This is a genomic window from Dyadobacter sp. CY326, from assembly GCF_021390515.1.
Taxonomy (GTDB): Bacteria; Bacteroidota; Bacteroidia; order Cytophagales; family Spirosomataceae; genus Dyadobacter.
In genome coordinates this window covers 408,926-433,224 of record NZ_JAJUXI010000004.1, presented here as the reverse complement: position 1 = coordinate 433,224, position 24,299 = coordinate 408,926, and the positions used below count along the sequence as shown (strand labels likewise).

At 45.2% G+C, this 24,299-nt stretch carries 11 protein-coding genes; all 11 read right to left on the bottom strand.

The window, feature by feature from the left end:
* Positions 1–3 precede the first annotated feature (3 nt).
* Positions 4–2,403 carry an ABC transporter permease gene (locus tag LZG73_RS10120; protein WP_233848427.1) on the bottom strand — a complete coding sequence of 800 codons (2,400 nt, stop codon included), beginning with the start codon at positions 2,401–2,403 and terminating at the stop codon, positions 4–6.
* Positions 2,404–2,570: 167 nt separating this feature from the next.
* Positions 2,571–4,016 carry a capsule assembly Wzi family protein gene (locus LZG73_RS10115; RefSeq protein ID WP_233848424.1) on the bottom strand — a complete coding sequence of 482 codons (1,446 nt, stop codon included), beginning with the start codon at positions 4,014–4,016 and terminating at the stop codon, positions 2,571–2,573.
* 159 nt (positions 4,017–4,175) lie between these two features.
* Positions 4,176–6,593, bottom strand: coding sequence for an ABC transporter permease (locus LZG73_RS10110; RefSeq protein ID WP_233848423.1), 2,418 nt, complete (start codon positions 6,591–6,593; stop codon positions 4,176–4,178).
* Between the two features lie 71 nt (positions 6,594–6,664).
* On the bottom strand, positions 6,665–9,085 hold the full coding sequence (locus LZG73_RS10105; protein WP_233848419.1) for an ABC transporter permease: 2,421 nt from the start codon (positions 9,083–9,085) through the stop codon (positions 6,665–6,667).
* An 11-nt stretch (positions 9,086–9,096) separates the two neighbouring features.
* Positions 9,097–11,478: an FtsX-like permease family protein gene (locus LZG73_RS10100; protein ID WP_233848407.1), complete on the bottom strand. Its 2,382-nt coding sequence runs from the start codon at positions 11,476–11,478 to the stop codon at positions 9,097–9,099.
* A gap of 3 nt (positions 11,479–11,481) precedes the next feature.
* Positions 11,482–13,896, bottom strand: a complete 2,415-nt coding sequence (locus LZG73_RS10095; RefSeq protein ID WP_233848403.1) for an ABC transporter permease — start codon at positions 13,894–13,896, stop codon at positions 11,482–11,484.
* A 17-nt stretch (positions 13,897–13,913) separates the two neighbouring features.
* Entirely contained in the window at positions 13,914–16,295 is a 2,382-nt protein-coding gene (locus LZG73_RS10090) for an ABC transporter permease (protein ID WP_233848397.1), read from the bottom strand.
* A gap of 184 nt (positions 16,296–16,479) precedes the next feature.
* A complete protein-coding gene (locus tag LZG73_RS10085) occupies positions 16,480–16,899 on the bottom strand; it encodes a hypothetical protein (protein ID WP_233848393.1) in 420 nt (139 codons plus the stop codon).
* Between the two features lie 115 nt (positions 16,900–17,014).
* Positions 17,015–19,447 (bottom strand): ABC transporter permease, encoded by a 2,433-nt coding sequence (locus LZG73_RS10080; RefSeq protein WP_233848391.1) that lies wholly within the window; start codon positions 19,445–19,447, stop codon positions 17,015–17,017.
* A gap of 3 nt (positions 19,448–19,450) precedes the next feature.
* Positions 19,451–21,826 carry an ABC transporter permease gene (locus LZG73_RS10075; RefSeq protein ID WP_233848389.1) on the bottom strand — a complete coding sequence of 792 codons (2,376 nt, stop codon included), beginning with the start codon at positions 21,824–21,826 and terminating at the stop codon, positions 19,451–19,453.
* A gap of 55 nt (positions 21,827–21,881) precedes the next feature.
* Positions 21,882–24,293 carry an ABC transporter permease gene (locus LZG73_RS10070; protein WP_233848388.1) on the bottom strand — a complete coding sequence of 804 codons (2,412 nt, stop codon included), beginning with the start codon at positions 24,291–24,293 and terminating at the stop codon, positions 21,882–21,884.
* Positions 24,294–24,299: the final 6 nt, after the last annotated feature.

The window sequence follows — 24,299 nt, the reverse complement described above, 5'->3', positions numbered from 1 at the left end:
CAATTACTCGTTCCGCAATGATTTAACCGGATTGGCCAATGCCGCTTTAACGCTCTGAAAACTGATGGTCAGCAATGCAACGATAATGGATAACGCGCCTGCGAGTGCAAAAACCCACCATTCTATGTCGATCCGATATGCAAAATCTTTTAGCCAGGTGCTCACGGCCCACCACGCAACGGGCGACGCAATGAGGATCGAAGCCAGAACCAATTTTAAAAAATCCCTGGAGAGCAATGCGACAATGCCGGCGACCGAAGCGCCCATCACTTTGCGAACGCCAATTTCCTTGATCCTGCGCTCCGCCGAATAGGAAGCCAGGCCAAACAACCCAAGGCAAGAAACGAAAACTGCGAGCGCTGCCAGGATTCCAACAATGCTGCTCACCTGACTATCAGCCTTATATAATGTCGCAAAATGATCGTCGAGGAAAGAATATTTGAATTCCTGTTCGGGCACGATTGATGTCCAAACGCCCTGGATTGTGGCGATGGCTTGCTTGGCGTCTTTGCCTTTGATGCGCACCGACATCTCCTCATAACCCCAATCTTTCTGATTGAAAAGGCAGAGCGTTTCGATTTTATGGTGCAATGAATTGAAATTGAAATCCTTGGCAACACCCACAATGCGACCGGTCGAATCCATGCCTGAAAACCCGAAATTTTTACCGATCAGCGATTGCAATGTCAGTTTGGGCTGGTCTTTTAAAAGTTCTTTGGCCAGTGATTCATTGATAATGTAAGCCTTGGCATTGTCGGCGGCATCGTCGCGGAAATTTCGTCCGGCGATGATTTTGATTTTATATAAAGACAAGTAATCCGGATCAACCACAACCTGCGAAGAAGCAATTTGTTTGATAGGGCCATCGCCATGAAAAGTGACGCCCGTCTGATGTAAATTGTTGCCTAACCGCTGCTGCGAACCTGTGACGCCCGCCACAAATGAGCTGGACAAAAGTTCCTGCTTAATCGCCTGATATTTAGGCCCTGACTTAGCATCCAATGGAATGATCACAACTTGTTCTTTGTCAAAACCGGGATCTTTTTGCTCCATATAACGAAGCTGCTTTACCGCAAAACCGGTGGCAATGATCAAGAAAACGGCGCTGGAAAACTGAACGACTACGAGCGCATTTCTAAAATTGCTTTTCCCAACGCGAAGCGTGCCTTTTAACACCTTAATGGGCTGAAAAGAAGAAAGAAATGCAGCTGGATAAAGTCCCGAGAAAATGCCAATAATGATGGTTCCGCCCAAAATCGCAAGCAAGAGGCCTGGGCGGCTAAATAACGAAAAATCGAGTTCGCGCTGACTGAAACTGTTAACCGAAGACAACAGCAACTTAACCAATGCCATAGCCAGTACCAAAGCCATAAATGCCAGCAAAACGGACTCGCCGATAAACTGTGCAGCCAATTGGAAGCGCTGTGCCCCAATGGCTTTACGAATGCCCACTTCCTTGGCCCGACCTGTGGAACGTGCCGTTGACAAATTCATAAAATTGACACAAGCAATGATAAGCACAATGATCGCAATGACCGAAAAAATGTATGTGTAACTCCGGTCGAACTTCTGATAATTAATGTAATCGTGCGTGATATCAGTTGACCTCGCATGCACGTCCGCCAGTGGTTGCAGAAACAATTCATAGCTGGCAGCATTTTCCTTGGACATATGCCGTCCGAGATAGGCCGGAAACTTTTTTTCGAGGGAAGCAGTGTTTGTGCCGGGTGCCAGTTCCAGATAAGTGACCAGCCAGTTTCCGCCCCAGTTCTCCATATAATCGGGACGCGTAATGGTGCTGAACGAAAACAACGCGTCGAATTGCAGATGCGAGTTAGCCGGCACATTTGCCATAATTCCGGTCACCTTGAATGTCAGCGTGTCTTCGCCATAGTGAATGATGGATTTTCCAATTGGATTTTCCTTCCCAAATATGCTCTCAGCACTTTTCTTAGAAAGCACAACCGCATTCGGATCCTTCAAAACATTATCCTTTTGGCCTTCAAGCAATTCGTATTCAAACATTTGCAAAAAATTGGGATCAACCCATAAGGCTTTGGGCAGCTCAGCTTTTTTGTCCCGAAACATTAATCCGACCCGTTCAAAAATTCTGATGCGGACAAAGTTTTTAATCTCAGGAAATTCGTTTTTCAATGTCGGGCCCATTGGAAACATAGAAAGCGCGACTTTTTGAGGCGCAACCATGCCTTTGAACTTCTGGACTTCATCAAGTCTGTAAAGATTCTTGGTGTGGATTTTATCAAAACTTGTCTCGTAAAAAACGAAAAGCATGATCAGGATGCAGGACGCCATTCCGATCGCGAGGCCTACAATGTTAATCGCTGAAAAAACTGTGTTTTTCCAGATATTGCGGAATGCAATTTTGAGGTAATTTTTAAACATGGCAGGAAAGAGAAAGGATGAAATCAGCATGCTTCAGTGCCTGCGATAACAATTTTATGCCACTAAAGCTAACCTGTTAATTATCAATTTATTAACCGTACAAAAATGAACAAAGTTGTCCGAAATCGGACAACTTTGTTCGCCTTTGAACAGCTTTAAATGCTTTGTTACCAGCTCCTTCTAATGCCGATGTAGCCGCCTGTCGAATGGACAAAAATATCACCATTGTCAATGGCCAGCCGGGCAATTAAACTGGTTCTTTTGATAGAAGGCAAATCATATTGCGCTCCCAATAATGTGGACAACTGCCCTCTTGGCGGATTGAATGGCTCACCCGGGATCCCGAAGTTCCGGCTATACGAAGCACGTAATGTCAAGGAAAGCACATTACGCCATTTCCCCTGCGCTCCTCCGTAAAATACATTTACGCGGTTGCTAGGGAAATATCTGCCGCTGAACACATTAGACTTATCCATGTCTACGCCTGGAACAATAAATGGCGTCCCGACCGTGCGGTCATTATAAGACCAGCCCTTGCTGTATTGCGAATGATTAAAATAATTATCAGCGCCTTGATAAGTGCTTCCGGGAATGTAAAAAGTGGACCCGGACTGGTCTTTGGTCGTCAAAAATTCCAGCGTAACATGTGTCAAAACAAATCCTGCATCACTTCCTAAACGGTTCATTTTGAGATTAATGCCATACAAACCATCGGGAATGTTCTTAAACAGCATACTCGAAACATCTTCAAAAGGATGTTGATGATAAATGAAGAGCTTTTTATCATCGAATTTTGTCTCGAACGCAAAGTCGTAGCTGCCTAGGTGGTTACCTAGCCGGTAACTATCGAACGATCCGTAACCATTTTTTTCAAACCAGTTTTTTGAAGTGTAAGCCAGCACAACATTTGGAAAAAACTTCCAGGATGAAGGCAATTCGCCGTTTAATGCGAGTTCCGGATGGTTTTTTAATTCTTCGGAATGCCCTGCCCAAAGGACATTGTGGTTGAGTCCAAAGTAAAATTTACTCTTCGACTGAGGTTTCCCCAACCTGAAATACAAGAATTTTTGATGCAGTCTGATGCCTTTAATATAATTTGTATTGAACCACCCGTGCGCAAAACCAGCGTGTATGGCGAGGAAATTAGCTGTAAACTTCAATGGCACAAAAGTCACGGTGCCAATCTGCACTTTTGGAATAGGCATTGAATTGCCTGAGCCAGAGTAAAAGCCGGAAGATAGCGTCGTATCGCCCAATCCCATCACTTCCTTTCGGCGACCGGCATAGATTTCAAGCATTCGAAATCGCGCTTTCACATGCGACTCAGGCAGCTGCACTTTCAACTGATCCTTATCTGTATACGTCAGCACAGGATTGACGGCAAAACCCCAATCCGTTTTCTTTTTGCGATTGGTTAACGAGTCGAAAAAAACGTAAGGCTTCGAAACGGTTCCCTGTATTTGTCCCGCAGGCGTTGTGTTCGGAACAATGCCAAATTGATTTGTTCGCAGCCAGAATGGAGTCGTTTTTGGGGAAGAAATATATGCTCCGGCTTCGAGCGATGCATGGATATTTGGGATCAAGGTCTTGTTCTCCTGCGCCCTAACGGACATTGAATGGAGAATTAAAAACAATACAGTGGTGTAAAAAATCGGTCGTAACCTAAGCATAACTCACTTTATGAAGGATTTACGCGCAAGATAAGACCTTTGTACAAAGGATTTTGAAACTGTAAATTAAATCGGCCGAGATTGTTGAAATTTCTTTTTTGATCATTCGCTTTTAAGACTTTTCACCGGATCCATCAAAGCTGCGCGAATGGCTTGATAACTAACGGTCGCTAGCGCTATCGCCAATGCGCCAATGCCGGTGCTGACGAAAATCCACCCCGATATCACCGTCCGGTAAGTGTATTTTTCGAGCCACTCCTGCATGGCGAACCACGCAATCGGCGTTGCAATGATGGCCGAGATCACCACCAATTGAACAAAATCTTGTGATAACATCTGCCACAAGGCCCCGACTGACGCCCCCAGCACTTTCCGAATCCCGATTTCCTTTGTGCGTTGTTCTGCAACAAATGACGCTAGTCCAAACAAACCGAGACAAGAAATGAAGATGGCCAATGAGGCAAAAAAGCTGATTAATTTGCCAATTGTTTCCTCGGCCCTGAACTTCGCTTCATATTCCTGATCTGCAAATTTGTATTCAAAAGGAACAGTCGGTGTTAGTCTGCTAAAAATAGATCCGATTTTTGCTAACGCGCCACTTGGATTCGCTTTCGGACTAAGCTTAATGTTCATCCAGTTGGGCGATCCAAATAAGAAAAAAACAGTTGGCGAAACACGCTGAAATGGCGATTTCATGACCATATCTTCCACTACACCGAGGATTTGAAAATTCTTTTGCACGCCGTTGGTCATCCACTGACTTGTCCAGCTCATGGTTTCACCGACAGGATTTTTGAAGCCAAGCAGCTTGGCGGCAGTTTCATTAATTACAAAACCCGCAGAATCAGACGCCATATCCTTTGAGAAATTGCGTCCCGCAATGAATTTCCAGTTCACAACCTTTGCATACTCAGGAGAAACGGTCAATGTGCTGAAACTCGGCGGATTCGGATCTGTCATCCCCTTCCAACTGAAACCTCCATTCTCAGACCAAACGCCAGTAACCGGACTTTGCGACAAGGCTACTTCTGAAACGGCTCCGGTTTTTTTCAACTCAGCACGGATCACCGCTTCCTTTTCATAAAAATCCTGTGACTTCATTGCAATCATCACTAGACCATTGCGTTCATAACCAACCGGGCGATTTTTGGCAAACTGAACCTGGCTGTAAACAACCGCCGTACAAATGACCAATGTTATGGAAACCGTAAACTGCGTAACGACCAGAAACTTTCTTGGCAATGCGGCAAACCGACCCGGATGAATGAGCTTGCCTTTCAACACTTTTACCGGCTGAAATGAGGTCAGATACAATGCAGGATAGCTTCCAGCCAGCAGGCCCGTGATAACCACAAAAGAGACGGTTATAAGCCAAAAATAACCGTTTGCCCAAGGAATAGACATTTGCTTGGCAGACAGCACGTTAAACCATGACAATGATGCGTCGACCAAAGTTGCCGCCAGAAAAAAAGCAAGGATAACGACCAAAAACGATTCGGTAAAAAACTGGCCCGCCAATTGTAACCGCTGCGAACCAATGGCCTTTCGAATCCCAACTTCCTTTGCACGCTTTTCGGACCGCGCTGTGGCCAGGTTCATGAAATTAATGCAAGCCAGCAGCAGTACAAAAAAGCCAATCATCCCCACCAGCCAAACATATTGAACCGGTCCCGCCTCTGCCTGGCCATTTTTGAAATTTGAGAAAAGGTGCCAGTCGCGCATCGGATGCAACCAGATCTGCGGGTTTGTTGCCGCTTCATTCTGCATATTGTCTATGTTCCTGATCACTTTTAGTTCGGCATCTTTTATGGCGGCAGACGCTTTCTTAAAGTCAGTTTCAGATTTGATTTCGACGAATATCGCAACCGCGTGGTTGTCCCATTGCTTTTGGCTCATGTAAGGATTTTTGGCAATAAAGTAATCCCAGGACGCGAGAAACTGCGCTTCGTGCAATTGTGCATTTACTGGTAAATCTTTGTACACGCCGGTAACCTTCACATCAAGATTCTCGCCGAGCCTGATCTGTCTATTCATCGGGTTGGCGTTACCAAAAAGCGCCTTGGCTGTTGATGCCGAAAGCAAAATGGACTGCTGGTCCAGCAGTCCAGCCCAGGAACCGCGGACCATATCAATGGTGAACAATGCGGGAGCATCGGACCCGACGAACTGTCCTTTTCGGGAAAGTTTCTTTTCCCCAACCGCTAACACATCCTCAATGATATGTGTCGACGGAACAATGTGCTTGAAATGTTCTTGGTAATTGGTTCTGAGCTCGTTAACTAATGGGTAAGGCAGTGATTTTGATGTCTGTAACGCTCCGCCAAGCACCTGATTGACAACCACCATTGCTATTCGGTTGTAGTTTTTGTGGTTCTTGTTAAATGAGAGCTCATCATAAACCCAGAGTCCAATGAGCATTGCCACCGCCATTCCGAGCGCCAATCCGCCAATGTTTATGGCCGAATAGCCTTTGTTTCCCAACAAGTTTCTGACCGCGATTTTTAGATAATTTCGAAGCATAATTTTTCAGTAGGCATTCGACAATCAGCCTTAGCCTGTTGTTAAATTTTGAAACAGAATGAAATCAAATGTTACTCGCTTCGCAAGCTTCTTACCGGGTTACGCAATGCTGCTTTGACACTTTGAAAACTGATTGTTAACAGAGCCAGCAGGATTGCGGCGGCGGCGGCAATGGCGAAAATATGCCAGGAAATGGCCGTTTTAAATGCGAAGTTTTCAAGCCACTTGTTCATTGCCCACAACGCAATAGGCGAAGCAATTGCAATAGCAATCATAACCAGTTTAATGAAATCCCCCGAAAGCAGTTTCGTAATGCCAAAAACGGAAGCGCCCAGCACTTTGCGAATGCCAATTTCCTTGGTCCGCTGCTCCGCTGTGAATGTTGCGAGCCCGAACAGACCAAGACACGCGATGAATATTCCGATCAGTGAAAAGTAGCTGACCAGCTGCGCGGTGCGCGTTTCCTTCTCATAATTTTTTTCAAAATCCTTATCCAAAAACGAATATTCGAATGGCGAACCTGGGTTAACCTTTTTCCAAACTTGCTCAATGCCTGCAATCAACGACGCATAATCCTGGCTTTGCACATCCACAATGGCATAACTGTTTGTGGAACTGAAAATCGGGGAAACGGACAAGGCAAGCGGTTTGATCTCCTGTTGCAAACCCTGAAAATGATAATCCTTAACGACACCAATGATGTTCATGATCAAGGGTTTACCATTGAAATCAGCATAAATTTTCTTACCAACCGCATTTTTGATGTCATAGCCCAGCTTTTTTATGGCAACTTCGTTCAGTACCAGTGCGTTAGAGTCTGCTGTAAATGCTTTTGAAAAACCCCTTCCTTGCAGCAATTGAATGCCAAGCGCATTGATGTATTCGTCATCAATATTGGCAAAGCTTATATCTACATTTTCCTTCATGGATTTGCCTTCCGCATAAAAAAGCATGTCCAACACATTTTCAATGCCCGGATAGGTGGAGCCTTTACCGGCTGCTTTGACCTGCGGAATGTTTGCCAGCTCATTTTTCAATGTGTTGTAATTATTGCTGCTCTCGGTTGTTTGCAAAGGAAGGATCACTTTCTGATTTTTATTAAAACCGAGGCTTTGGCTGCTCAGATATTTCATTTGCTGGCCGATCAGCATTGCGCCCAGGATCAGGACAATGGAGACTGTAAATTGGAATACAACCAATCCTTTGCGGATGACAACTGCTGAAATATTGTTTTTGAATCGACCTTTCAGCACCGCGATCGGTGCGAATGATGACAAATAAAAAGCTGGATAGATGCCTGCAATCAAACCGGTCATCATGGTGATTACAAAAAGCAGAACGAAGATTTCCGGGTGCTGAAAAAATGACAGATGCTTGTTAGTCAACTGGTTAAATAATGGCAACATCAATTTCAAAACGGGAAGCGACAACGCGAGCGCAACAATGCTGAGCAGCAGCGATTCACCCAAAAACTGCCCAACCAATGCACTTTTGGCAGCACCAACCACTTTTTTCACGCCCACTTCCTTGGCCCGCTTTTCACTTCGGGCTGTGCTCAGATTCATGAAGTTAATGCATGCAATGAGGAGTAGAAACGCCGCTACGGAGCTAAATATGTATAAATATTTGACATTGCCGTTGGGCGCGATCTCAAAACCAAAATTTGAATGAAGGTAAATGTCTTGCAGCGGCTGAATGAACATTTTCTTAGACAGCTCCATTGCCTTAAAATCTGCTGCGCCGTTCCGTTTCAAAAATGCATCAAGCTTCCTTTCAAAAGCGGCTGCATCATTCGCTGCATTCAACTTGACGTAAGTATGAAAAATGTTGTTGGTCGCCCAATTTGTCTGCTGTTTCACCCACTGCCCGACGTCGCTGTTGTTCATCGAAAGCAGCAAATGCGCCGGGATATGCGACTTTTTGCCATCATCTTTAATCACGCCTTTGACCGTGTAAGTGCTTGTCGCAAACGGCAGATTAACTTGAATCACCTGATCAATGGGATTGGCGTTGCCGAACATTTTCCCGGCAATGTCCTCAGTAAGAATAATTGAATTGGGCTGATTTAAGGCCGTTTCCTTATCGCCAAACTTGAAGTCATAGCTAAAAAGCTGGAAGAAAGTGGAATCAACGTAATAGCCGTTGGTTTCGTAAAATTGCTTTTGACCCGTTTCATTCTTTAACAAAAACTTGTCCACGCCTGGCATGCGCAATAGTCGGGTAACCTGCTCCACCTCAGGAAAATCCCTTTTCAAACCAGCCGCCAATGGCCCCGGCCCTGCAACCCACTTCTCTGCTTTTACTTCGTAAGAGATTCTGTAAATGCGGTCACCGTCCGTGTGATGTTTGTCATAGCTGATCTCGTCCATCACATACAATGCAATGAGCGTGCAAGTGGTGATGCCGATCATCAAACCCAGCACATTGATTGAACTATAAACTTTGTTGTGCAGCAAATTCCGCCAAGCGATTTTTACATAATTTCTTATCATAACCGTGCTGTTTATTCAGTTTTAAGACTTTTGACTGGATCCATTAACGCAGATTTAATAGCTTGATAACCAACCGTCAGGCAGGCGATTACGACCGCGATTAATGCGGACAATGCAAAAATCCACCAATCCACGTCGATGCGATAAGCAAAATCTTGCAGCCATTTGTGCATGAAATAATAAGAGACCGGCATCGCGATGACAATGGCAATTACAACCAGGCGCAGGAAATCCATTGATAACAAGGCGGTTATGCTCGCCACAGATGCGCCCAAAACTTTGCGAATGCCAATTTCCTTGGTGCGCTGCTCAATGGAAAACAATGCTAAACCAAACAATCCAAGGCAAGACAAAAAGACAGATAGAAGCGCAAACATGGAAGTCAAATTTGACGCCAGTTCCTCCCTTTTGTAAAAGCCAGCGATTTCCTCATCGTAGAAACTATATTGAAAAACATCTTCCGGAAACTGCTTTTGCCAAACTTTCATGATATCCTGAATCGTAGAACTGCCCAGATTTTCCAGCTTGATCCCGGCGCTGCGGTAAAGTCTTGCGGAGGAATAAATCACGGTCGGTTCGATGGCTGAATAAAGATCCGCATTGTTGAAATCGGAAACGACGCCCACAATTACACCTGATTTATCCATGTCGCCGACAAATAATCGTTTGTTAAGCGCTTCATCGGCAGATTTCAGACCAAGTGATTTGATCAGCTTATTGTTAACAAGCAATTCATGAAGCGTGTCTGACTTCGCAGGCGCACGACCGGCTAGTAATTTAAGTCCGTAAGTGCGCACGTAATTGTCATCTGCAACCCTTGATCTGGCTACAAATTTCTCCCAATCACGGTTTTCGAATTTAATGCTGCCTCCGTTTCCGGCTTGGGAAGACGGCGGATTTCTGAAAAAGGAAATGCTTTTGACCTCTTTAATATGCGGAATTTCATTTCTGAGCGCCTCGATTTTTCCCGATTCTGTGTCTGGCAAATTTACGTGCAGAATTAGATCTTTATTCAAACCTAAATCCTTGTTTTTTAAATATCTGGATTGCAGAATGATCACCATTGAAACAGCAATTAACACAAACGAAATGCTGAATTGGGCAACGACAAGGCCCTTCCTGACAGAAAACAAACCCCTTCCATTGCTCGTGGCCAAACCTTTGATTGCCCTGACTGGATTAAGATTTGAGATCACCAACGCCGGATAAATTCCCGCCACGCAAACCACGAAAAATAGCAAAATAACACTGAATGCCAGCAACTTGAAATCCGAGAATACATTGATTTCCAAATTAATTTCCAGCCAGTTGCTCAGCATTGGAATCAATATTTTGGCAAGAAGCAGGGAGATGAAAAAGGAGATAAAGGTGAACAGCGCGGCTTCGTGAATGAAAAGCCAGAAAACCTGCCATTGCGACACGCCCAGCACCTTGCGAATGCCCACTTCCTTGCTTCTTTTGAAAGATTGGGCCGTTGAGATATTGATAAAATTGAAGCATGCAATCAGGATAAGCAGCAAGCCAACTGTCCCAAGCATGATAATGGTGTAATATTTGATCTTTCCGCCGTAACTGATGTTGAAATGAATGTCAGAAAGCGGTTGCAAATGATAACGAAACACATTGCTGTCGGGGCCATGAACCTTTTTTGCGAATACAATCATCTGTTTGTCAATGGCCTCTTTATCCTCCGCAGTGCGCAAGCTTACAAATGTCTCACGATTACTGTCTATCCAGCCCCAATCTTCATAGCCATATTCCGGAACAAGCTTTTTGAGTGTGGGAAGGGAGATGAAAACGTCTTTTTTGAAATCCGTCTGTTCGGGAAAGTCCTGGATGATGCCTGCAACGGTTACATTTTCAGCATTGTTAAGCCTTATAATGCGACCGATGGGATTGTTTTTTCCAAAATACTTTTGGGCATAACGTTTGGTAAGAACCACTTGGTTGGGCTGGTTCAAAACGGTTGCATTTCCCGCGATCCATTGGTAATCAAATATTTTAAAAAACTCCGAATCAGTGAATGCAGCAGAAGATTTCTCGAAAAATTTCTTTGAAATACGCTGTTGTTCAATGCTGACAGTCAGTTCTTTATCAGCCAAGTATGCCGTGTGCGTGACATTGGCGAATTCTTTTCTGAGCGCTGTGTGCATAGGAAATGAAGATCCGCGCTCATGTTCCACAGAGCCATCTTCCAGGTGCAAGTCCACAACCATCCGGAAAATCTTGTCCGCGTTTCTGTGATGCTTGTCAACACCCAAATGATAGGTTACCAGTTGAAAAATGACGATCGCCCCAGCCATGCCAATGCCGAGCCCCACAATGTTAATCCCTGAATAAACCTTGTTTTTCAACAAGTTACGCAATGCAATTGTGAAGTAGTTTCTAAGCATAACTTAGTCCGTTTTCAAGCTCTTAATAGGGTTCATCAACGCTGCTTTCATGCTTTCGTAACTAACCGTCAGCAATGCAACGCCGACTGCCAAAAGGCCTGCAAGCGCAAAGACGGACCAGTGAATGTCGATTTTATAGGCGAAATCGGCCAGCCACTGATTCATGCCATACCACGCGAGCGGCGTTGCAATGAGGATGGCGGCAATGATGAGACGAACAAAATCTTTGGATAACAGTGCCACAATGCTGAAAACAGAGGCGCCCAGCACTTTCCGAACGCCGATTTCCTTGGTCCGCTGAATGGTGGTGAATGCTGCTAAACCGAATAAACCGAGACAAGCAATAACAACTGCCAATGTTGCAAAAATGCCGAAAAGCTGTCCTACGCGCTGTTCAGATTGATACATTTGGTTAAAACGTTCGTCCAGAAACGAATAAGAAAACGGATTGTCAGTCTGCGCTTTCCAGTTTTTCTCTACGATTTTGATCAAGCCGGGAATGTCGTCAGTTTTGATTTGCAGCGCCATTTGATAATTATCTTCTCCAAAGTAAACCACCAGCGGCGCAATGGTTTCATGCATGGATTTGAAATGAAAATCCTTGATCACACCCACCACCGTATATTTACGCTTGCTTCCCGGAGTTCCGTTGCCAATGGTCGCAATCCGCTTTCCAACCGCATCCGTCCACCCAAATTGCTTCACAGCCGCTTCATTCACAAGGATGGCGGCGCTGTCGGAAGCGAAGGATTTTGAGAAATTACGACCTGCTACGAGCTTGATTCCCAATGTTGCAAGATAATTTTCATCAATTTGATAAGATTTCATCCGGGAAGGCGTGACGCTATTATCTGCGTTTTCCGGAAGAAAACCGTCCACGCCATTGTTGGAATCTCCTGCGGGCAAATAGCCGGCCATCGTAATGTTGTTAACCTGCGAAAGTGCTTCCAGTTCTTTCTTGAATGTTTTTGCTTTGTCGCCAAGCAAATAAGTGTCTTGCAAAATCAAAACCTGGTCTTTATTAAAACCGACTTCCTTGTCCTGAATAAAACGCAATTGCTGATAAACCACGATCGTTCCGACAATCATGACAATGGATACGACGAATTGAATGGTGACCAATGTGTTGCGCAACCAACCGCTTTTTACGGTCTGCAAATTGCCCTTCAAAACGGCAATCGGGCGGAATGCGGAGAGGAAAAAAGCGGGGTAACTTCCCGCAAGTATGCCTACGATCAGACAGCCTACAAAAGCGATAGAAATGGTGCGAATGTTCAGGACTGATTCGAGGCTGAACTGCTTGCCGGCCAATTGGTTGAAATTTGGTAAAACAAGTACGACGATTAATAATGCGACCACAAATGCAAAGAATGTCAGCAACACCGACTCAATCAGAAATTGGCGAATCAGCTGCTGCTGCTCGGAACCAAGCACTTTGCGAACGCCCACTTCTTTGGCCCGACCCGCCGAACCGGCTGTGGACAGATTCATGAAGTTAATGCAGGCAATGAGCAGGATAAAAGCAGCAATAAAGGAGAAAATGTAAACGTATTTGATATTTCCATTCGCTTCCAGCTCATTTTCAAGATCTGAATGCAAATGTATGTCCGTTACGGGTTGGAATTTGAAGCTGAACTTATCGCCTTTTCGCAGATATTCTTCATAACTCATGCCAAGAAATTCCTGGATTTCGGGGCCAATGTAGGTTTTCACAATTTCGCCGCTTTTGGCCGTGAGCGCGTCTGCCGGGAAGTCTTTCCGCAACAGCAAATAGGTGTTAGCACCGCTTGAAAGCCATTTTTGACCAAGTTCGACAGAGCTCATCGAAGCGAAGAAGCCATAATGAAAGTGTGCATTGGAAGGGACGTCTTTGGCAATGCCCGTAACCCGGAACAACCCGCGGGTGCCCAGGGTCAGACTTTTACCAATGGGATCCGTTTTACCAAAATATTTCTGTGCAATGCTTTTCGAAACAACCACTGTGCGTGGTTCAATCACGGCTTTGACAACCGAGCCCTCGATCAGCGGAAGTGAAAAAACTTTAAAGAAATTGGAGTCCACAAATGCCACGCCTTCCTCTTTGAACTGCTCTTTCCCATATTTTACTATAAAAGTGCCTTCTCTAAAAATACGTGTAAACGCTTCAACACCAGGATAATCACGCTTCAATGCTGGTCCCGCAGGCGCCGGAGCAACCGCAATGTTAATTTCCTTCCCGCCTATGCTCCCGTGGATCGTCATCCTGACAAGCCGGTCCGCATTTTCATTGAAATTATCGTAACTCAGCTCGTGCTGGACAAACAGCATAATGAGCATACAAGTCGCCAGCCCAATGGCCAGGCCGAAAATGTTGATGGCAGAAAAAGCCTTTTTATTCCAAAGGCTGCGCCACGCGATTTTGAGGTTGTTTCTGAACATAGGGATGGCTTGGCTGACTATTCGCTTCTAAGGCTTTTGACCGGGTTCATTAATGCTGCCCGAATGCTTTGAAAACTAACTGTGGCAAATGCAATTGCTGCCGACAAAATGGCTGCTGCGGCGAAGATCCACCAGTAAATATCTGTTTTATAGGCAAAGTTTTCGAGCCAGCGATGCATGCCATAATATGCTATGGGCGAAGCGATTACAAATGCAATGAGCACCAGTTTCAGAAAATCCTTTGACAAAAGCCCAACAATGCTGCCTGTGGATGCACCCATGACTTTGCGCACGCCAATTTCCTTGGTCCGCTGCATTGTGCTGTAAGACGCAAGGCCTAGCAAGCCCAGGCACGAAATGAATATGGCCAAAATGGCGAAGTTGAAGAACAGCTTTTCAAAACGCTCCTCGCCTCTGTATTGGCGGTCAAAGAACTCGTCCATGAAATAATAACTGAACGGGCGTTCCGGCATCACGGTTTTCCACTTTTGCTCAACCGCAGCAACGGTTTCTTTGATATTTCCACCGTCGATTTTGATTGAAACAAGCTGACTTCCACCCGGCTCAATGCGCATGGTAAGCGGTTTGATTTTTTCTTGTAATGACCTGAAATGGAAATCTTTGATCACACCCACAATCTTGCCCTCACGACCCCATTGCTTGAACCTGCGCCCGATGGCCTGCTCGGGTGAACTGTAACCAAAAAGCTTCACCGCAGCCTCATTCATGACCATTGCCTGCGTTGTGTCGGTTCCAAACTCTCTCGAAAACGGACGGCCGGCTGCCATCTTCAATCCAAATTGAGGAATGTAGTCAAAATCAACAAAATAGAGGTCAAGATTGGCAATCTGCAAGTCGCCGCTTTTGTTTTCAATTTCTGAGTATGCGCCCGGATTGCCGCTTCCTGGCACGCTTGACGATGCCGCTGTTGATTTAACACCAGGCACATCCGCAAGCGACTGCTTGAATGCTTCGCGCTTCGGATCTCCTTCCGAATTGACGATCATCATTTGATCTTTGCTAAAACCAAGGTCGCGGTTGCGCATGAAATCCATTTGAATGTAAACGACAATGGTGGCGATGATCAATGCGATGGAGATGGCAAACTGAATGGTTACCAGTGATTTCCTTAACAAAATTCCTTTCACGCTTGTTGTAAAACGCCCTTTCAAAACCACCACGGGCTCAAAAGAAGAAAGCACCAGGGCAGGATAAATTCCGGCAACGATCCCAATGATGATGGAAGCAATGAACATGCCGCCTACAAATGGAAGATTATCGAAAATGCCGTTGCTGATGATTTTGCCGGACAGATTATTGAAAAGCGGAATTAACGCGGCTGTCAGGACAATGGCAAACACAAAAGCAATGAGGCAAAGCAAGATGGATTCGCTGATGAATTGTCTGGCAACGAGCATTTTAGGAGCGCCAACCACTTTCCGGATTCCCACTTCTTTTGCCCGCTCCACGGACCGCGCGGTCGTAAGATTGACAAAGTTAATGCAGGCGATAAGCAAGATAAAAATTGCGACAACGGAGAATACATATACGTTGTTCATACTGCCCGATTCCTGCGTATCCCGCGTGGATTTCAGATAGACGTCGCGCAACGGTTCGAGGAATAATGTGTAAAACATTTGCGATTCCTTCATTGTCTTCCCTGCGCGTCGTTCGAGAAATGCAGGGAACTTCTTTTCGAGTCCGGCTGCGGTTGTGCCAGGCTTCAAAAGCAAATAAGTCATCGCGCCAAAATTGCCCCATTGCTCGTCCAGTCCTTTGTTGAAACGCTGCGTCATGGAGGTCATTGAGACGATCATATCGCCCTTGATCTGCGAATTTTCAGGAATGTCTTTGATGACGCCGGTTACTTTTGCAGGCAGCCCTTCGCCAGATAAAAGCAATGTTTGACCTACTGGATCAGCATTCCCAAAGTATTTTTTTGCAGCTGTTTCTGTGAAAACAATGCTTAACTGATCTTTCAAAGCCGTTTTCGGGTCACCTTTGACGAGCTCGAAATCAAAGACCTGAAATAGGGTTGAATCTGCAAAGAGGGTTTTCTCTTCCTGAAATTTGATATCGCCTTTTCTGACCAAAAAACTTCCGCTGCTCACGCGCGTAAATGCCTCCACCTCGGGAAAATCACTTTTAATGCTCGGCGCGAAAGCCCAGGAAGTGACGCCTGCATTGATGGTTTCGGAAGGCGTTTTAATGTCCGTTACAAGTCTGTAAATCCGGTCAGCTTTGGTATTGAATGCATCGTAACTTAGCTCAAAATTGACATATAGGGAAATCAAAAAGCAGGCCGACATGCCTACGGTCAGTCCCATGACATTGATGAAAGAAAAAACTTTATGCTTCCACAAATTACGAAGGGCAATTTTCAGATAATTTTTAAACATGGCTAGGCTGTAAGGATTGTTGGTTAACGTATTTATGACATGCAAAGCCTTCTTCAAAACTAATATGCCACCCTAGCCCCACTCAATCAAACCACTCTAAATCAGTTCATTAAACTCAACAATCAAAAAACCAGCTGTCCGAAATCGAACAGCTGGTTTTTTGATTGAACATTACAAATCTGGATCAGATATCTTCAAATCCTATTTCTTGGCCGTAAATGACAGAATCGTCTTCCAGGATAGCGTAAGTGCGATAATATACAAATGGGCCGCAAGTGTTGCTGACGCTGTTAAGCTTGCTTTTTTTGCCTGGCAATAATGGCATCGGGAAGCTTTGCTTATAATCCTTTTCGACAACTGCATTACCAACTCGCGGATTTCCTGTTGGTGTGGTGGTGTAAACCATTCCATATTCTTTAACCGGAATAGTCCCTACATCCTTGACGTCCAAATTGAAAGTAACGCTGCACTTCCCGGCTCCTGAACTAAAATTCAGCGTTTCTATCTGAGGTGGAGTTCCGGGCAACTGATGATCCACGCAAGCATGCGCAAACAAAAACAACGACAATAAGATGACGGAAGAATAATAGAGTGTACGGCGCATATAAATAGCAGGTTTAGATAGTTAAATATGACCATATTTCAACAAATGTTACAAAAGTTTCTTCATATTGTCAAAATAAATATTCCTAAAACTACTATTCGGTAATTGCGTTTTGTTAGTCACTCCTCAACGACTTTACGGGGTTCATTAAGGCTGCTTTAATGCTTTGAAAACTGACCGTCGTGAACGCGATTACAATGGCAAGGACAGCGCTGACTGCAAACATCCACCAGCTGATAGCGATCTTATATTCAAAGTCTTGCAACCATTTGTCCATAAAATACCAGGCAACGGGCGATGAAATAATGATGGCGATCAGCACGAGAAGCAGGAAGTCTTTGGACAACAGCCCGACAATGCTGGAAACGGATGCGCCAAGCACTTTTCTGACGCCGATCTCCTTCATGCGCTGCTGCGCCATAAACGTAGCCAGTCCGAACAAGCCAAGGCAGGCAATGAATATGGAAAGTCCTGCAAAGATTTGATATAGCAGGCTCAGCTGGCGCTCCTGATTATAAAATTCTTCAATGCTTTGGTCAAAAAATTTGCCTTGCATGGCCACTTCCGGAAACACGCGGCTGTAAACGTCCTCGATATGTGCCACGGCTTTGGAGACATTTTTTGTTTCCATTTTAATTCCGGCAATCCAGTAAAACTGCGGCATAGGCGCAATCATGATTGGTTTGGCAGCGTCGCGCGCTGAATTTGCTTTGAAGTCTTTAACAACGCCCACAATCGGCTGCCACTGACCGCCGCCCATGCGAATGTTTTTGCCAATGGCCTCCTGCGGATTCTTGATTCCAACCTTGGCGAGCAATGTCTCATTGACCACGCACGAACCCACAGAGTCGCCGGCTACATAACCCTGTCCTGCGACAAATTCCAAACCATAAGCTTTGAAATAATTGTGATCCGCAAATTTGTTAAACACCTGAAAATCTTCGTCTTTCCCTTTATTATCAAATGCAAAGTTCCCAGACCAATTGTCGTCGGATGACGGAACATCTGACGAAAAACTTACCGAAGCAATTTCCGGGCTTTGTAACAACTCATTCCGGAATGTTTCAAAACGCGTGGTGTAAGCTTCATCGAGGTTTACGGCATAAACGCCTTCTTTTTCGAAGCCGAGATCCAGGTTACCAATGTATTTCATTTGCGTAATGGTCACAATGGTGCCGACAACCAAAATCTGCGAAATGCCGAATTGAACAATAATAAGCATTTTTTGCAGTGAAACGCCGCCTAATGAACGATTCGCGATTTTGCTTTTAATGGCTTCAATGGGCTTGAAGCCGGACATGACAACGGCGGGATAAAATCCTGCAACGAAACTCACCGCGATCCCCAACACAAGAATAAATAGCCAAATCCGGGGGTTTGCGATGACCGGCAGGTCTGCCGGAACCTGGGAAATTTTGCCTAGAAGCGGCATGCTAACCATGGCGAGCAAGACGCCAAGCAGGACCGCAACGCTGACGATTAGGAATGTTTCACTTAAAAACTGACGCATCAATTCCCGGCGGCCGCTTCCCAAAACTTTCCGCACGCCGACTTCCTTTGACCGCCGCGCAGCCTGGACGGTGGCGAGATTGATAAAGTTGATGCAGGCCATTGAAATGATCAAAATGCCAATAATAACGAGCGTCCACAGCACTTTTTTACTGATAATGTGATCCGAGTAATTCACAAACCGGTCGTCGTGATGCTGTTCGGAAAGTGGAATCAGGAAATGCGTAAGTTTGAAATTGTCTCTTTTGCTATCGTAATGTTTGGCAACGAATTTGACCAATAGTTTATCAATGCTCGCGGCTGTCACATTTTTGGGTAAAAGCACAAATAACTGGTCGTTGCTGCTGGTTCCACCCCAGCTGTCAAAACCGCCGAAACCAAACAACAGCGGCTGCTGGCGCTTGGATTCATAGGAGACCACAATGTCAACCGGGAAGTCTGTGTTCAGGGGCGGATTAGCGAGAATGCCGCCAACTTTCATCACCGTTTTATTATTGATCTTCACATATTGCCCCAATGCTTCCTGCCATTTGCCAAAATATTTTTCAGCCCGGCGCTGCGACAAAATGATGACATTCGGATCTTTCAAAACATCTTTCGAGCCACTAAGAAAAGGGAAGTCGAAGAGCTCAAAAAACTCCGGCGTCGTTAATATGCCGTCACTGTCTTCGTAGAATTTCTTTTTAGACGTCTGGTTGGTTGCATCTTTCCCCAAAACGGTCACTTGCGGCTCCAATGAGCCATAAACGGGAACAATCTTTTCCAATTGGGGCACGTCGACTTTCAAGGCGGCATAAAAAGGAAGTGGACTTCCGGGCGTGTAATCGGTTTGTCCGGTCACATAATCCGTTTTGCGTGCAATGCGATAAATGCGGTCAGACTTGCTATGGAAATTATCAAATCCTGACTCATACGAATAAACGACAAACAGCAGCAGGCAAGCAGCCACACCAACCGACAGACCCAGGACATTCAGAATCGTATAATTGCGGTAACGCAAAATGGTCCGCAGAGCGATTTTAAGATGATTTTTTAGCATAGTTTATTCATTTTTCAGCGATTCAACCGGGTTCATCAATGCTGCTTTTATACTTTGAAAACTAATGGTAACCAATGCAATAACGATCGCCAGCGTGCCGGAAACGACGAATATCCAAACCGGCATTTGAATTTTATAAGTAAAATCCTGCAACCATTTTTCCATGAAATAATAGGCGACGGGCATTGCGAGCACAATGGCAACGAGCACGAGTTTTACAAAATCCTTGGAAAGCAAGGTGACAATTGCGGCAACGGAAGCGCCGAGGACTTTCCTTATCCCGATTTCCTTCGTCCTGGTCTCAGCCGTGAATGTCACCAATCCGAAAAGGCCCATGCAAGCGATAAAAATGGCCAAAGCAGTGAAAACGGAGAACATTTTGGACATCCGGATCTCCGTTTTAAATGTTTCGTTGAAAGCGTCGTCGAGGAAATAATATTCAAATGGCTTTTCCTTGTCATACTTTTTAAAAATCTGTCCGATCAGCGCCACTTTTTCCTGAATGTCTGTTTTCGGATCCAATCGCGCGTAGAGCACGCCGCGCTGTCCAGGAAAATTCAAAATGTTGGTTGTATCACTGACAATCAGCAGTTCCATAGCCTTAATGCCATTTTGCAAAGCCGTGAAATGGAAATCTTTTACGATGCCCGCGATTTCATCTTTCTCGCCGAGCACCTGCCCGATCGGATCGCCCTTTATGCCCAATTCCTTCACCGCGGCCTCATTGATGAGCACGTGATTACGGTTTTTCATGACGCCAGCTGCGGGCTCTGTTTTCCATTGCAGTCCAAGCGTTTTCATGAACTGGCTATCAGTGACCATATTGGCAAGGCCTACATCCTCTTTTGTGGTAAAATTTTTGATAAACCACATGTTGTAACCCTTGAAAAGGCCAGCATTGGTGACTGTTACATTCTGAACGCCGACCTGCTGCCTGATCTCATCGCGCAACGGGAAGAAGCCTTTAGCGACCGTTTCAGACAATGGAATGGTCAGGATTTGATCCTTATAAAGTCCCAATTTCTTGTTTTGCATGAAGGAAAGCTGGCTTTTCACCACCAGACTGCAAATGATCAGTGCGATGGAAACAGTGAATTGAAAAACCATAAAAAGCCTTCTGACCGCGGTGCCTCCCTGGCTCCCGCCGAGGCGGCCTTTGAGCACTTGCAAAGGCGCAAAGCCTGATAAAATCAGTGCTGGATAACTGCCAGCAATCAAAGCAGACACCAGCAGCAAGACGATTAGGAAACCTAAAAATGAAGGAGATATAAGAAACGAGGCGTCGATTTGCAGATCGAGCAAATCGTAAAATGGCTGCCTGAGCAGCTGGACAAACAGAAAGGCAAGCGCAAAAGCAAACACGCATACCAAAACCGATTCAATGTAAAACTGCTTCACCAGCCCGCTCCTGCCCGCGCCCACCACTTTGCGAACACCCACCTCCTTTGCACGCAAAGTCGCACGGGCGGTGGTGAGACTCATGTAATTAAACAATGCCAGAAAAAGGATCAAGATCGCAACGCCTGCAAAGATGGAAATGAGCTTTGTATTTCCTGAATCATTGAAATTATTGCCCAAATGCGTGGTCGCAAATGCTTCGAGCATGTAATTGGCCTCGGAGTCAAATGCGCCTGTGCGATTGCCTTCACGCTTAATATTTTTTTGAACCGCAGCAACCGACCCTTTTGAATCAAGCAAAAGATAAAGACTAAATGCCCCTGCATGTTCCCACGCATTTTTATTTTCTTCGCTTAATGCCGGAAAAGTGGTGGAAGAGGCAATAAAGTCGAAATTGAAAGAGGAGTTGGAAGGCGGATTTTTGGCCACGCCGGTGATTTGCATTAAATGCGTTCCCTGATATAAGAGCGTTTTCCCGATTGGGTCCAAATCGCCAAAATACTTTTCAGCCGCACGTTCGGAAATCACGAGATCAAACGGCTTTTCCAGAATCGATTTTTTGTTTCCCTTCAACAAATCGAAAGAAAAAACATCAAAAAAAGATGGATCTGCAAACATGAAATTCTGCTCATAGAATGCTTCTGAAGGTCGTTCCGGGTTTTTGATAACCACCTTATCCACAACTGATCTGAGGCGCACAAAGTCTTTGACCTGCGGATTGTATTCCTTCAATGCCGGGCCCAGTTTGGTGGAAAAAGAATTGAATTGCATATCCGTTTCTCCCATTTTGACCGTGGCCAAAATTCGGAAAATCCGCTCGTGCCGGACGTGAAATTGATCATAACTGAACTCATGCATCACAAACATCAGGATCAGCACCGAAACCGCCATCCCGGAAGCGAGTCCGAAGATGTTAATGAAGGAGTAAGTTTTGTTCCTACCTAGATTCCTGAGTGCAATTTTGAGATAGTTCGTCAGCATGAAGTTGGCTTTTTATCAATTAAATATTTAGAAATCAACGACATGAGCCAAAGCCTTATTCGCTTTTCAACGCCTTAACGGGATTCATCAGAGCTGCTTTTATGCTTTGGAGACTGACCGTCATCAATGCGATGGCAATGGCTGCTATGCCTGCGAAAACAAATGTCCAGGGACTTATTTTGATCTGATAAGCAAAGTCGGCAAGCCAATGATTCATACCATACCAAGCTGCCGGTGAAGCAATTAAGATTGCAATAAGCATGAGTTTAACAAATTCTTTGGAAAGCAGCAGCACAATGCTGGCGACAGAAGCACCAAGCACTTTTCTTACGCCAATTTCCTTGGTTCGCTGCTCGGAAATGAAGGCTATCAATGCGAACAGGCCCATGCATGAAATGAAGATTGTTATAGCCGAAAATAAGCCTAGAATTGAAGAAACACGCATTTCTGCCTTATACAATTCATCAAATTCCTGATCCAAAAAGTGATATTCAAACGGCCGCATGGGAAAGTTTTCCTTCCAGCTTTTTTCGAGAAGCGCCACTGCTTTTGTGGAATTTTCACCGGCAACTTTCACCATTACTTTTCCAAAATAGTTGTATTCCGGAATGATTGCGATCGGGCCGATTTTTTCGTGTAAAGATCTGAAATGGAAGTCTTTGGCGACTGCTTTTACTTCGCCAGTGCGACCGTTCATCGCGACCGCTTTCCCAATCGCCGTCGCAGGAGTCCAGCCCAATGCTTTTACGGCCGACTCATTCAGAATAAAGGCAAACTGACGCAGTTCAGCTGAATCGACCGTTGCTCTGAGAATGTCTGTTTCGTTGAAATTTTGTCCTGCGATCAGTTGCATTCCGAGTGTTGGGACAAAGTCTTTTTCAACTGGAATGGCTGTAATATTTAATTGAAAGTTTTGCGGCTTATCATTCGCTGTGATCGTATAACCGCCCTGTACATTCACCGGCGAGTCGTAGGAAGCTGTGATGGATTTAATGATCGGATTGTTCAGTAACTCGCTTTTCATTGCGGTTAGTTTGCCCATTGAAATGCCGGAACTGACGTCCAAAACAATGATTTGAGAAGGATTTATGCCGAGATTTTTGTTTTGTATAAAATGCAGTTGCTGGTTCGCAATGATGGTTCCGATGATGAAAAGGATGGAAATCGTAAACTGGAAAACGACCAGCGAGCTCCGCAGACTGCTTCCTCGTGAGCTGGTTAAAAACTTGCCTTTCAAAACCCGAACTGGCTCAAAACCAGAAAGAACCGCAGCGGGATAAACGCCTGACAGCAGCGTCACCACCACGCCCAACGCCATTAATAATGCAATCACCGAAAAAGCGGGCCAAACGTGGAAGCCCAGGGCATTGTCTGTCAGGTTGCTGATGACCGGAAAGCCGGCGAATGATATGATCAAGCCAAAGATGATTGCTAAAACAGTGATCAGCCCGCATTCAAATAAATATTGACGAAAAACCTGTGCGCGGCCCGCTCCCATCACTTTGCGAACGCCTACTTCCCGTGCTCTGACGGCGGAACGCGCCGTAACCAGATTGATAAAATTAATGCAGGCAATAACGAGGATCAGCAGCGCAACACCGGAAAGAATGTAAACGTATTTGTAATTGCCAGTCGCCTCCATGCCCGCTAAAACCTTCGAATAGAGGTGAATGTGATTGAATGGTTCGAGTTCCAGCTTTATTTTGGATGATGGGTCCTGCGGATTATTCAGATTCTTGGCTGCATATTGGTCAACTTTCGCTTGCAAGTCATCCATTTTCGCCTGCGGTTGCAGCAAAAGATAAGTGTAATCATTTGCGGAGTCGAATGCTTCTGATTTGGAACGGGGCAATGTGCTATAACTTCCTAACCAATTGAATTTGATATGCGAATATGATGGCACATCCGCAATCACGCCCGTGACTTGCAGGGTCAGATTTTCGTTCATGGTGACCGTTTTGCCAATGGCGCTTGCGTCTCCAAAATACTTCTGCGCAGTGGTTTGGTCAATAACAACCGAATTCGGCTGTGACAATGCTGTGGCCTTATCGCCCTCAATAAATTCGGAGGTGAAAATTTTGAAAAATGAGGAATCGGCAAAAAGGACCTTCTTTTCATTAAATAATTTGTCGCCATATTTTACCGCGACCGAGCCACCGCCACTATATGGATACAACCGGACAGCCGCTTTTACTTCACCAAATTCTCTTGAAAAAACGGGCGCAATGGCCGTTGGCGTAACGGCAATGTTGACTGGCTCGCTATTACCGGCTTGGTAAAAAAAATTAACGCGGACGATGTGCTCCGCATTGGGCTGGAAACGGTCATAGCGAACTTCATGCAAAACATAAGTGGCCAGCAAAAGGAAACAGCCGATCCCTAACGACAGGCCGATAATGCTGATAAACGAGTTGGTTTTGTACTTCCAGAGATTTCTGAGGGCGATTTTAAAATAATTTTTAAGCATGTGTTT